Source organism: Alistipes sp. dk3624, from assembly GCF_009557455.1.
In the GTDB taxonomy this organism is placed as follows: Bacteria; Bacteroidota; Bacteroidia; order Bacteroidales; family Rikenellaceae; genus Alistipes_A; species Alistipes_A hominis.
On the sequence record NZ_CP045651.1, the window covers coordinates 2,057,933 to 2,071,169 of the forward strand.

The 13,237-nt window shown below is 57.1% G+C and carries 8 protein-coding genes; 4 read left to right on the plus strand and 4 right to left on the minus strand.

The genetic code is table 11. The features are described from left to right. Nucleotides 1–468: 468 nt before the first annotated feature. A complete protein-coding gene (locus tag GFH31_RS08730; protein WP_055202527.1) occupies nucleotides 469–2,112 on the minus strand; it encodes a beta-N-acetylhexosaminidase in 1,644 nt (547 codons plus the stop codon). Between the two features lie 265 nt (nucleotides 2,113–2,377). On the opposite strand from GFH31_RS08730, the gene GFH31_RS08735 reads away from it, so the two are divergent. Then, complete coding sequence (locus GFH31_RS08735; protein ID WP_101571758.1) at nucleotides 2,378–4,261, plus strand: methylmalonyl-CoA mutase family protein; 1,884 nt, start codon at nucleotides 2,378–2,380, stop codon at nucleotides 4,259–4,261. Between the two features lie 12 nt (nucleotides 4,262–4,273). Next, nucleotides 4,274–6,409, plus strand: a complete 2,136-nt coding sequence (gene scpA / locus GFH31_RS08740) for a methylmalonyl-CoA mutase (protein ID WP_101571756.1) — start codon at nucleotides 4,274–4,276, stop codon at nucleotides 6,407–6,409. A gap of 232 nt (nucleotides 6,410–6,641) precedes the next feature. Here scpA and GFH31_RS08745 read toward each other — a convergent pair whose 3' ends face one another. From GFH31_RS08745 to GFH31_RS08755, 3 genes are all read right to left on the minus strand, one after another. Then, nucleotides 6,642–7,868, minus strand: a complete 1,227-nt coding sequence (locus GFH31_RS08745) for an alkaline phosphatase family protein (protein WP_153497790.1) — start codon at nucleotides 7,866–7,868, stop codon at nucleotides 6,642–6,644. Nucleotides 7,869–7,982: 114 nt separating this feature from the next. Next, a complete protein-coding gene (dnaG, locus tag GFH31_RS08750) occupies nucleotides 7,983–9,935 on the minus strand; it encodes a DNA primase (protein ID WP_101571755.1) in 1,953 nt (650 codons plus the stop codon). A gap of 78 nt (nucleotides 9,936–10,013) precedes the next feature. Continuing rightward, a complete protein-coding gene (locus GFH31_RS08755; RefSeq protein ID WP_055202517.1) occupies nucleotides 10,014–10,598 on the minus strand; it encodes a manganese efflux pump MntP family protein in 585 nt (194 codons plus the stop codon). A gap of 104 nt (nucleotides 10,599–10,702) precedes the next feature. On the opposite strand from GFH31_RS08755, the gene uvrB reads away from it, so the two are divergent. Both uvrB and GFH31_RS08765 read left to right on the plus strand, forming a co-directional pair. After that, a complete protein-coding gene (gene uvrB / locus GFH31_RS08760) occupies nucleotides 10,703–12,736 on the plus strand; it encodes an excinuclease ABC subunit UvrB (protein ID WP_055202515.1) in 2,034 nt (677 codons plus the stop codon). Further along, nucleotides 12,733–13,236 (plus strand): GtrA family protein, encoded by a 504-nt coding sequence (locus GFH31_RS08765; RefSeq protein ID WP_055202513.1) that lies wholly within the window; start codon nucleotides 12,733–12,735, stop codon nucleotides 13,234–13,236. The genes uvrB and GFH31_RS08765 overlap by 4 nt, the downstream gene beginning before the upstream one ends. Nucleotide 13,237 lies beyond the last annotated feature (1 nt).

Below are 13,237 nucleotides of genomic sequence, written 5' to 3' on the forward strand. Positions count from 1 at the left end.
GAGAATGAAGGAATAATGAAAAGAAAAAATCTGTTCGTTTTTGCGGATCGGGTTTTGTTACCGCTGTTGCGGCAGTAACCGTATTTACCGCTCGGTACAAGAATGCGGTCGGCGATTTATTCATGCAAAACGTTGAAGCGTTAACCGAAAATGAAGACTCCGGTTGCCCGGGAGGACAATGCACCACGACTTATGCTGACGGCGGAAGTTGTACGGCTTGTTGTTCCTCAGGGCGAACTCCCAATTGTGACGAATACGGTTGTTGGTGCTTGTGACGGTTAAATTTTTTTATTCCTGTTTCAGTGTCCGGCGATAGAACTCTGTCAGCCGGCTCACGGTTTTGTCGGTGATAGACGGGTCGTGTCGCCGGATGCGTTTTCGGAAGGCGGTAAAAAAAGCGATGCGGATTCCCGCATCGCTTTTTTGTTCAAGTTCGGTATCGGATTGTAGGCGGCCGTTACCGGTTTTTTATTTTGTCGTGTCCGTGGCCGTACTGTCGGCGGGGAACATGTGTTTGGCATACTTGTACCCGTAAGCGTCGTACAGCCTGGCCAGCGAAGTTTCGCGTTTCTTGAAACTGTCGAAATCTTTGTTGTCGTACGACCAGCCCACTTCGGCCAGCGCGGCCAGGCGCGGCAGCAGCATGTATTCGGCATGGTCGAATTCGCTGATGAATTCGGTCCACAGGTTGCCCTGTACGCCCAGGATATACTGCTGTTCGTCGGCGTTCAGCCCTTCGTACGGGTCGAGCGAGTACACTTTCTCGATCGGAAGATGTCCGCCGATCGATTTCGGTTCGGTTTCGGTCTTGTCGGTCTGGTAGTAATCCAGATAGCAGTGCGAGTTCGGGGCCATGATGACGTGGTTTCCCTTTTTAGCCGCTTCGATACCGCCCGCGGAACCGCGCCATGACATGACGGTCGCCGTTTCCGAGATGCCGCCTTCGAGAATCTCATCCCAGCCGACGATCTTGCGGCCTTTGCCTGCGAGGAATTTCTCGGCCCGCTGCATAAAATAACTTTGCAGTTCGTTCTCGTTTTTTAGCTTTTCGGTTTTGATCCGCTGCTGGCATGCCGGGCATTGCTGCCAGTTGATTTTCGGGCATTCGTCTCCGCCGATATGGATGTATTCCGACGGGAACAGTTCGACCACTTCCGACAGGACGCCTTCTATAAACCGGAACGTCGAATCGTTGCCGGCACAGTACACGTCGGCTTTTACGCCCCAGGTCGACGGAACGACATACCCTTCGCCTTTGCAGCCGAGGTAAGGATAGGAGGCGAGCGCAGCGGAGGCGTGGCCCGGCATTTCGATTTCGGGGATGACCGTGATGAACCGTTTTGCGGCATATTGTACGATGTCGCGGATTTCGTCCTGCGTGTAGAAACCGCCGTAGGGAACCGAATCTTTCGGTGCGTCGGCTTCGGCTTGCAGGTTGCAGCGGTCGCGGAACGCGCCGACCTCGGTCAGTTTGGGGTATTGTTTGATTTCGATCCGCCAACCCTGGTCGTCGGTCAGGTGCCAGTGGAAACGATTGAGTTTGTGCATAGCGAGGATGTCGATGAAAGTTTTCACGTCGTCGGCGGTAAAGAAGTGACGACACACGTCCAGCATTCCGCCGCGGTGGGCGAAGTGCGGCTTGTCGGCGATCTCCGCGACGGGCAATTCGATGACGCCGGCTTTTTCGCCCCGCGCTACGGCTACCGGCAGTAACTGCCGCAGCGTCTGGAAGGCATAAAATACGCCGGCGGGGCTTCCTCCGGTAATGTCGACGCCGTCCGGACGGATATTCAGCGTATATTCCTCGGGTTGCAGGCCGCCCAATCGCACGTTGATCGCGCCCGCTTCGGGCTGCGTGCTTTTAATCACCGGCAGCGGTTTGCCGAACGATTTGTCGAGCAGGCCGTTGAACAGGCGGACGGAGTAGTTCAGCGTCGAGTCGTCCGACAGCAGGCAGATTTTGGTGTTTTTCGTCAGGTCGAACGCCCCGTCGGAGGCGACGACCGATACCGGCTGCGGTACGATGTCGACCGATTCGACGCGGGCGATCCGTTTGCCGCAAGAGCTGCATAAGACGGCCGCGACGCCGCAGAAGAATAGCAGTTTTTTCATAGGTCAGATTTTTAAATTTTGGATTCGGTGGAACAAAAATACGTTTTTTTCGCAAAACCGTCGTATCCGTCCGCTTTTTGCCGACCGTCGATCCGGACTCTTCGTGCGATCGCGTAGCCGTATTGTCGCATCGCGTCGGTCTGTTTTCGTAGGGGAAGGGCGAAAATGTCCGGCGGTTTGCCGTCTGTTCGTAAAAAAATTATAACTTTGTATGCATTTGATTTTTCAGATGCGGGGAAAACTAATCTTATCAAATCATAAAACTATGGCAAATAAGGAACAGAAGCTGTTCGCCGAATTTCCGCCGGTTTCGACCGAGCAGTGGGAATCGGTGATCGCGGTAGACCTTAAAGGGGCCGATTATGAGAAAAAACTCGTGTGGAGAACGGCCGAGGGATTCAATGTCCGCCCGTACTACCGCGCCGAGAATCTCGACGGCATCAAGTACCTCGGTTCGCAGTGCGGGGAATTTCCGTACGTACGGGGTACCGGGAAAGACAACAACTGGCGGATCGTCCAGACCATCGAGGTCGGATGTCCGAAAGAGGCCAATGCACAGGCTACCGTCCTGTTGACCAAAGGGGTCGAATCGATCGGTTTCGTGATCGGGGACAAGGAGTTTTCCGCAGCCGACCTCGATACGCTGCTGTCCGGGATTTCGGTAAAAAATACCGAGCTCGTTTTCAGCGGCTGCGCCACCAAAAAAGTAGCGGGCCTTTTTATCGATAAAATGGATAAGGAGGGAGTCGATCCCGAAACGGTGAGAGCCTCTTTCGTGCTCGACCCGATCGTCAAAAAGCTGACGCTGAAAGGAACGATGGCCTGCAAGAACGGGCAGTGCAAGGGTTTTGAGAATCTGGCGTCGCTGATCTCGAAGGGAGCCGCATACAAGAGGATTCGTTTTGTCAACGTCAGCGGCGAGATTTTCCATAACAGCGGTTCCACGATCGTGCAGGAACTGGCCTTTACGCTGGCTGCCGGCCACGAATACGTGGTGAAACTGATGGAGCAGGGCCTGAGCGTCGATCAGGTCGCTCCGGCGCTGCGTTTCTCGATGGCGATCAGTTCGAACTACTTCATGGAGATCGCTAAGTTCCGCGCCGCGCGGCTGCTGTGGGCCAATATCATGGCGCCGTACAATCCTTCGCGCGGCTGCGCAAGCAAGATGAAGGTGCATGCGGTGACCTCGAAATGGAACATGACCGTTTACGACCCGTATGTCAACATGCTGCGCGGCACGACCGAAGCGATGAGCGCCGCCGTATCGGGCGTTCATTCGATCGAAGTGCTGCCGTTCGACACGCCGTACGAAAAACCGACCGATTTTTCGGCGCGTATCGCCCGCAATGTGCAGTTGCTGCTGAAAGAAGAGTCGCATTTCAACCAGGTTTGCGATGCCGCCGGCGGATCGTACTATATCGAAAACCTGACCAATTCGATCGCCGAGCAGGCGTGGAACCTGTTCCGGCAGGTGGAAGAGAAAGGCGGTTACATCGCCGCGTTCGAAGCCGGTTTTATCCAGGATCAGGTCGAAGCTTCCGCCGCCAAAAAGAATTCGAATATCGCGACCCGCCGCGAGACGCTGCTCGGAACCAACCAGTTCCCTAATTTCAATGAAGTGGCCGACGAGGCGATTACCGAAGACGTCGTTACCGGGAAATCGACCTGCAAATGCGGTTGCGCGTCCCAGGCGGCAGACGGCGTACGTCCGTTGAAGCCGTACCGCGGCGCGATGGCTTTCGAACAGATGCGCCTGAAGGTGGACCGCAGCGGCAAACAGCCGAAGGCCTTCATGCTGACCTGCGGAGCGTTGGCTTTTGCCCGCGCCCGCGCGCAGTTCTCGTGCAATTTCTTCGCCTGCGCCGGGATCCGCGTGCAGGACAATACCTATTTCAAGAGCGTCGAAGAAGGCGTGAAAGCCGCATTGGAAGCGAAGGCCGAGATCGTGGTGATCTGCGCGGCCGACGACGACTACGCTACGCTGGCTCCCGAGGCGTTCAAGCTGCTCGGCGACAAGGCGATTTTCGTGGTTGCCGGGGCGCCCGCTTGCAAAGAGGAGCTCGAAGCACAAGGGATCAAGAACTTTATCAGCGTCCGCAACAACGTGCTCGAAACCCTCCAGTATTATCTTAAAGAACTCGGTATTTAAACAGGGATTGTCATGAGAGCAAAATTTTCAGATTTAAAATATGCAGGCGCCGCGGCAAAGTGCTGCAGCGCGAAAGGGTGCAAGGAAAACGAGCCCTGGGTAACTCCCGAGCACATCGCCGTGAAAGGAACCTATACGGCCGAAGACCTCGAAGGCATGGAGCACCTGAATTATGCCGCCGGTATCGCGCCGTTCCTGCGCGGTCCGTACAGTACGATGTACGTGATGCGTCCGTGGACGATCCGTCAGTACGCCGGTTTTTCGACCGCGGCCGAATCGAACGCGTTCTATCGCCGTAACCTGGCTTCCGGCCAGAAAGGGCTTTCGGTGGCGTTCGACCTCGCTACGCACCGCGGTTACGACGCCGATCATCCGCGCGTAGTCGGCGACGTCGGCAAGGCCGGCGTGTCGATCTGCTCGGTGGAGGATATGAAGGTGTTGTTCGACGGCATTCCGTTGAACAAGATGTCCGTCTCGATGACGATGAACGGCGCCGTACTGCCGGTGCTGGCGTTCTACATCGTGGCCGGTCTGGAGCAGGGCTGCACGCTCGACCAGCTCAGCGGTACGATCCAGAACGACATCTTGAAGGAGTTCATGGTGCGCAATACTTATATTTACCCGCCCGAATTTTCGATGAAGATCATCGCCGATATTTTCGAGTACACGTCGAAGAATATGCCGAAGTTCAACTCGATCTCGATCTCCGGCTACCACATGCAGGAGGCTGGGGCTACGGCCGACATCGAGCTGGCTTATACGCTGGCCGACGGTCTGGAGTACCTGCGAACGGGGGTTAATGCCGGCATGAGCGTCGATACGTTCGCTCCGCGGTTGTCGTTCTTCTGGGCTATCGGCATGAATCATTTTATGGAGATCGCCAAGATGCGCGCCGCCCGTCTGCTGTGGGCGAAGATCGTCAAGCAGTTCGACCCGAAAAATCCGAAATCGCTGGCGCTGCGTACGCACTCGCAGACTTCCGGTTGGTCGCTGACCGAACAGGATCCGTTCAACAACGTGGCGCGTACCGCGATCGAAGCGATGGCCGCCGCGCTGGGACACACCCAGAGTCTGCATACCAACGCGCTCGACGAAGCCATCGCGCTGCCGACCGATTTTTCGGCGCGTATCGCGCGTAATACGCAGATCTATATTCAGGAAGAGACCAACATTACCCGCGCGGTCGATCCGTGGGCCGGTTCCTATTACGTGGAATCGCTGACCGACGAGATCGTGCACAAGGCCTGGGATTTGATCCAGGAGGTCGAAAAGCTTGGCGGTATGGCCAAAGCCATCGAAACCGGTATTCCGAAAATGCGTATCGAGGAGGCGGCCGCCCGCAAACAGGCGCGCATCGACTCGGGCAACGATACGATCGTCGGGATCAACCGTTACCGTCTCGAAAAAGAGGATCCGATCGACATTCTCGCCGTCGACAATACGGCTGTCCGCGAAGCCCAGATCAAGCGTCTGAACGAACTTCGCGCCAACCGCGACGAAGCGAAAGTGAAAGCCGCGCTGGCCGCTATTACCGAATGTGTCCGCACGAAGAAGGGGAATCTGCTCGAACTGGCCGTCGAAGCCGCCAAAGTGCGCGCGTCGCTCGGTGAAATCTCGGATGCCTGCGAAGAGGTCGTAGGACGATACAAAGCTGTTATTCGTTCAATATCAGGAGTATATTCAGCAGAAGTGAAAAACGACGAAAGTTTTGCGAAGGCCAAACAAATGGCCGAGCAGTTTGCCAAAAAGGAGGGTCGACAGCCCCGCATCATGATCGCCAAACTCGGTCAGGACGGGCACGACCGCGGCGCGAAGGTAGTCGCTACCGGTTACGCCGACATCGGATTCGACGTCGATATGGGGCCGTTGTTCCAGACCCCGGCCGAAGCCGCCAAACAGGCCGTCGAAAACGACGTGCATGTGGTGGGCGTATCGTCGCTGGCCGCCGGCCACAAGACGCTCGTTCCGCAGATCGTCGCCGAACTGGCGAAGCTGGGCCGCGAGGACATCGTGGTGATTGTCGGCGGCGTGATCCCGCACCAGGATTACGACGACCTGTACAAAGCCGGCGCCGCCGCTATTTTCGGTCCCGGAACTCCGATCTCGACCGCTGCGATCAAGATCCTGGAGATTTTGAATGCCGAATAGGTTGTATGCATAGACGAGGCCGGGCCGTCCTTTCGGGCGGCCCGGTTTGTTTTGCGGGAGGAACGGGGCCTTTCCGGCCGGACCGGGAATCGACAATCGGTTCCGAGTATGGATTCCGGTGCGTCCGTCGAGGCTGCTTTGCCCACCTGTTTCCCCGAATAAAAAAGCGGCCGTCCGGAGTCTCCGGACGGCCGCTTTCGCTTGCGGGAGCCCCTGCCTGTTTCCCGAACGGTTACTTGGCCGGAGCCCAGCAGGTCAGGTGGTTATTCGGTGTTACGACGGCGAATTTATAAAAACCGTCCGGGTTTGCGGAGAGGTCGTAGGTGAAACTTCCCGCGCCGGCTTTCACTTTGCCGACCTTGACCCACCGATCCGGCGAACCTTGTTTGAAGTTGTTGGAGCGGGCGGCGTATACGGTGGCCGTAGCTTTGTCGTTCAGGCTCGTCCATCCCAGTTCGACGGCGTTGCCTTTGCGGTCGATCCGGATGCCGGCGATGTCCGCCTTGCCGATAAAGGGCATCCCGTCCTGCTCCCACAGCACGTCCGTCGGAACTTCGAAGCCCAGGTAGCGGCAGATCGTCGGGGCGATGTCTACGATCGACAGCAGCGGAGCGGCGAAGTGCGCATTCGGCTGCACGTTCGTGGCGATCCACGAAGTGCGTTCGCGTTCGGACTGCCCGCCGTGGTGGTATCCGTCGGGGCCGCGTCCGTGGTCGGTCGTCACGATGAGCAGCCACTCTTCGTCGTAGTTGGCTTCGCGGTATTTCACGGCTTCCCGGATTCGTTTGACCTGCTTGTCGGCTTTCATCACGTATTCGTCCATGAAATCGCCGTTGCCGTAATAGTGTCCCGCGTCGTCCGTGTACCACAGGTAAACCCAGCTCATGTCCGGGGCGTCGTTGCGGATTCCTTCGGCGGCGGCTTCGGAGATCGCTTCGTCGATCTTGAAAATATGGAGGTCGTCTTTCTCTTTCGGGTAATTTTTCGTGTCGAGGTCGAGCCCGTCCGCAACGTAGTCGATCTTCAAATTGCCCGTTTCGGGAAGCCCTTCGCCGAGCAAGACGGTACGGTTGTCCGTCCAGCTCGAATAAAGCCCCGTTTTAAAATTTTTCTTCTGTTCCTTGGCGATCCGGAAAATCGACCAGTAATTATAGTCCGGTTTCGGAGAATTGTCCCAGACTTCGTGCTTGTTGGCCCAGGTGGCCGTCAGGATGCAGTTGTAACCGACGGCCGAAATGGTCGGCGTCTGGTCGTACCGGCCGACGGTTCCGCCGCAGTAGGCGCGCGAGTAACCGCCTTCGGCTGCGACGGCTTTGATGGCCGGCGGATCGAGCCGTTCGATCACGTCGGCCGGAATTCCGTCCAGAATAACGTATACCGCTTTTTTCGTTTTTGCGGAAAAAACCGAGAGCGGCAGCAGCAAGGCGAATGCAAAAGAAAGGAGGGTCAGTCGTCTCATAGTCCGTTTTTAAATGTTCCGGATTCAAAGATACGAAAAATGCGGCAAATATTTTTTGCAAACGGATGGAAGCGAGGAGAAACGGGACGAAGCCCGGTTCGGCGGGGCAATCATTCAGACGATCAGCCGCGAAAGTTTTTTCGAGATCAGCGTCCGTTCCTGGTTCAGAACCGAAATCTGGTGGGTGAGGGTGGCTTGTTCCTCCTCCGGCAGCGACTGGTCGGCCAGTTTCGCCCGCAGCCCGGCGATGATGTCGTCGATCACTTTCGACTTGTACAGGATCACGGCCCGCGGAACCGCCACCGGCAGCCGCTCCTGTTCGCTTTCGACGACGATGTCGAATTTTTTCCACAGTTTGCTGACCATGTAATTGTCGTCGTAGGTCAGCAGGTTTACCACGGCATTGCTGACTTCCGGATCGGGGTGGTTGATGAAATGGTTCATGCCGATTCCTTCGCCGCTCTGTCGTAGCGTTTTGTATTCTTCGTATATTTTGTGCAGTACGGTGTTTTTCATCACGATGCCGTTCTGGTCGAGGTCGTTTATAATCACTTCGGCCACGTTCAGTTCGACGACCTCCTTTCCTTCGACGTACTCGAAGTCGTGCTCGCCGTACTTGAGCAGGTATTTGATCAGTTCGTTTTCCAGTTCTTCGATGCTGCTGCCCGCTTCGACTTGCGCTATGGCGGCCGGTTGGTTTTCCGTGCGCCGGCGGATGATTTCCTGGTTGCGGATAAACTCTTTGGCTTCGTTGCCGGCCGTGTGTTCGACGCGGCGCAGCGCGATCTCGCGCAGCAGGATCTGTTCGTCGATCTCCATTTGCCGCGAACATTCGCGCGTGTAGACCGAACGGGTGATGGCGTCCGGAATCACCGAAATGCTTTGCACGATGTCGGCAATCAGCGCCGCCTTGCGCAGCGGGTCGCCCGCCGCCTCGGCCAGCAGCAACCGGGTCTTGAACGAGATGAAGTCTTCCTCGTGCGACAGGATGAAATCGCGCAGTTCGGTCGCGTTGTGCTTGCGGGCGAACGAGTCGGGGTCGTCCCCGTCCGGCAGCAGCACGACCCGCACGTTCAGGCCGTCTTTCAGGATCATGTCGATCCCGCGCAGCGAGGCTTTGATGCCGGCGCTGTCGCCGTCGTAGATCACCGTCACGTTGCGCGTGAAGCGGCCGATCAATCGGATTTGCCCGTCCGTCAGCGAGGTGCCCGACGAGGCGACCACGTTTTCGATTCCGGACTGGTGCATCGAGATGACGTCCGTGTAACCTTCGACCAGGATGCAGCAATCCTGCTGCGTGATCGCCCGTTTGGCGAAATAGATTCCGTACAGGACGTCGCTTTTGTGGTAGATCTCCGATTCCGGCGAGTTCAGGTATTTAGCGACTTTCTTGTCGGTGCGCATCGTCCGGCCGCCGAATGCGGTTACGCGTCCGCTGATCCCGTGGATCGGGAACATTACCCGGCCGCAGAAACGGTCGTAATAGCCGCCCGTCTCGCGTTTGATCGTCAGTCCGGTGCCGACCAGGAACTCCTCTTTGTAACCGTCGGCCAGCGCCTGCCGCGTAAAAGTGTCGCCGCCGTCGGGACAGTAGCCGAGTCCGAATTTCCGGATCGTGGCGTCCGAGAACCCGCGTTCGCGGAAATAGCCGATACCGATGCTTTGTCCTTCGGGCGTGTCGTGCAGCGTCCGGACGAAATAGTCGGCGGCATACGACGAGACGACCATCATGCTCTCGCGGTCGTCGTTGCGGCGCACCTCTTCGGGAGTCTGTTCGCGTTCGGCGACCTCGATGCCGTATTTGCGGGCGACGTATTTCAACGCTTCGGGATAGGTCATGTTTTCGTGTTCCATCACGAAGGTCACGGCATTGCCTCCCTTGCCGCAGCCGAAGCACTTGAATAGCCCCTTCGACGGCGAGACAACAAACGACGGCGTTTTTTCGTTATGGAAAGGACAGCACGCCTGGTAGTTTATCCCCTTCTTTTTGAGGGTGACAAAGTCGCCGACCACCTCGACGATGTTGGCGGCGGCGAAAATACGGTCTATGGTTGCTTTGTCGATCATAGGGATAAACGGTGTTTCCGGAATCCAAAGTTACGATAATTTTCGGATTGTAGGATGCGGCGCGCCGGCCGGAACGCTTTAGCTGAGGTGTTCGATCAGGATTTTGACGCCGATGCCGATCAGGATCAAGCCGCCGAAGATTTCGGCTTTCGGGCCGAGCCGCGACGAAACGCGTTTGCCGATCTTCAGTCCGGCGGCCGAGATCAGGAAAGCCGACAGGCCGATCAGCAGCGCCGCGAGCAGGGTGTTGCCCAGCGGCGGTCCGTCGAACAACCTGATCTTGACCATCCCGAGGCTGAATCCGGTGATCAACGCGTCGATGCTGAGCGCCACGCCGAGCAGCAGCGTATTGCGTAGCGATAACAGGTCGTTGCAGTTGACCGATTCTCCTTCGGCGGAAAGGCCCTCTTTGATCATCTTGCCGCCGACGATCGCCAGCAGCCCGAAGGCTACCCAGTGGTCGTAGTCGGCGATCAGCCGGCTCACGTTTTCGCCGAGGAACCAGCCGGCCATGATCATCAGGAAGTGGAAGATGCCGATGACGATCAGGAAGCGCATCCGCTGCCGGTGCGTCGTGCACCCGGCGAATCCCAGCGACAGCGAGACGGCGAACGTGTCGAGACTCAATCCGACTCCCAACAGTAAGACCCCAAGTAAACCCATCCGGAAAAGTGCTAAATTTTATGCAAAAATAGCTATTAATTCCGGTTTTGTGAATAAACGGTACGACGTGACCGGATTTTTAAATCAATTCTTACCTTTGCACCATGGATTTCAAACTGGTATCGGAATACAGCCCCACCGGGGATCAGCCCGAAGCGATCGGGCAGCTCGTGTCGGCGCTGCGGGACGGTTGCCGGCACAATACGCTGCTCGGCGTTACCGGTTCGGGCAAGACGTTTACGATGGCCAACGTGATCGCCGCGCTGAATAAGCCGACGCTGATCATGAGCCATAACAAAACGCTCGCGGCGCAGCTCTACGGCGAGTTCAAAAACTTCTTTCCGGAGAATGCGGTCGAATATTTCGTCTCTTATTACGACTATTACCAGCCCGAGGCTTACCTGCCGACGACGGACACTTTTATCGAAAAGGATCTGTCGATCAACGAAGGGATCGAGAAAATGCGGCTCAGCGCCACTTCGTCGCTGCTGAGCGGCCGTAACGACATCGTCGTCGTATCGAGCGTGTCGTGCATATACGGGATCGGCAATCCCGAGGACTTCCATGCCACGTCGGTCGAGCTGAAAGTCGGCGATGTGATCAGTCGCAACAAACTGCTGTACGCGCTGGTCGATGCGCTCTACACCCGCAGCGAGAACGATTTCCGGCCGGCCACGTTCCGCGTCAACGGCGATACGGTCGATATTTTCGCCGCTTACGGCGAGAAGTGCTATCGGGTGGTTTTCTTCGATAACGAGATCGAGATGATCAGCCTGATCGATCCGGTGACCGGACAGCGGCTCGAATCGCTCGAACGCGTGATCGTGTATCCGGCCAATCTGTTCGTGACGACGCGCGAACGGGTCGAGCAGGCGATCCGGATGATCCAGCTCGATCTGGGGAAACAATGCGAGTTTTTCGAGTCGATCGGTAAGCCGACCGAGGCCCGGCGGCTCAAACAGCGCGTCGAATACGACCTGGAGATGATTAAGGAATTGGGTTATTGTCCCGGGATTGAGAACTATTCGCGCTATTTCGACGGGCGTTCGCCGGGCAGTCGGCCCTTCTGCCTGATCGATTATTTCCCGAAGGACTTTTTGTTGATTATCGACGAGAGTCACGTGACGATCCCGCAGATACGGGGGATGTTCGGCGGGGACAGTTCGCGTAAAAACAACTTGGTCGATTACGGCTACCGGTTGCCGGCCGCGTTGGACAACCGACCGTTGAAGTTCAACGAATTCGAATCGCTCGAAAATCAGGTGATCTATGTGAGCGCCACGCCGGCCGACTACGAGCTGATCAAATCGGAGGGTTCGGTGGTCGAACAGTTTATCCGCCCGACCGGGCTGGTCGATCCGCCGGTGGAGGTACGTCCGACGCTGAACCAGATCGACGACCTGGTCGAGGAGATCGAAATCCGCGCCGAAGCGGACGAGCGGGTGTTGGTGACGACCCTGACCAAACGAATGGCCGAAGAGCTCTATAAATATTTCGACCGGATGGGAATCCGCTGCCGGTACATTCATTCCGACGTCGATACGCTCGAACGGGTGCAGATCCTCGACGATCTGCGCGCCGGATTGTTCGACGTGCTGATCGGCGTAAACCTGTTGCGCGAGGGGCTCGATCTGCCCGAAGTTTCGCTGGTGGCGATCATGGACGCCGACAAGGAGGGCTTTCTGAGAAGCGCGCGTTCGCTGACGCAGACCGCGGGGCGCGCGGCGCGAAACGTCGGCGGACGGGTAATTATGTATGCGGATAAGATCACCGATTCGATGCGGCTGTCGATACAGGATACCAACCGCCGCCGAGAAAAGCAGATACATTATAACAACCTGCACGGCGTGGTGCCGCGGCAGGCGATCAAGAGCGGCCGGGCGATCCTTTCCGGCGAAGCGTTGCAGGGCCGCAAAGGGGAAGGCGCGCTGTACGACCTGACCGGGGACCGCGGCTTTGCAGTGGCGGCCGATCCGGTGGCCGCCTACATGACCGAGCACGACCTCGAATCGGCGATCAAGATCGCCCGCGAAGCGATGGAAAATGCTGCTCGCGAACTCGATTTTGCCGCCGCCGCCGCTTACCGCGACCAGATGTACGCGTTGCAGGAAAAACAGCAAAACCTGAAAAAGAAATGACGTTCGCCCGGAGACTGACCCGCATCATCGATATTTTTTACCTGCCGCCGTTGCGGCGGCTGGTGCCGTTACAGACGTTCCGTTACGCGGTTTGCGGCGGGGCGAACATGGGGTTCGACCTGCTGCTTTATTTCATTCTTTACAATTTCGTGCTGGACAAGGAGGGCGTCGTGCATCTCGGCGACTTTGTCGCCGTTTCGTCGTATAACGCCGCCTGGATGATCGTTTTTCCGATCACGTTCTTCACCGGGTTCTGGCTGAACCGTCACATCGCGTTTCACGGTTCGCCGTTGCGCGGACGCGTGCAACTGTTCCGTTACCTGATGAGCGTGTGCGGCTCGATCCTGTTGAATTATCTGTGCATGAAACTGTTCGTCGGCGTGATCGGGATCTATCCTACGCCGTCGAACGCCCTCACCAAAGCGATCTCGGTCGCTTACAGCTACCTGATGCAGAAATATTTTTCATTCCGGGGCTGCGTGGACGGCAATTGCCGCTGAC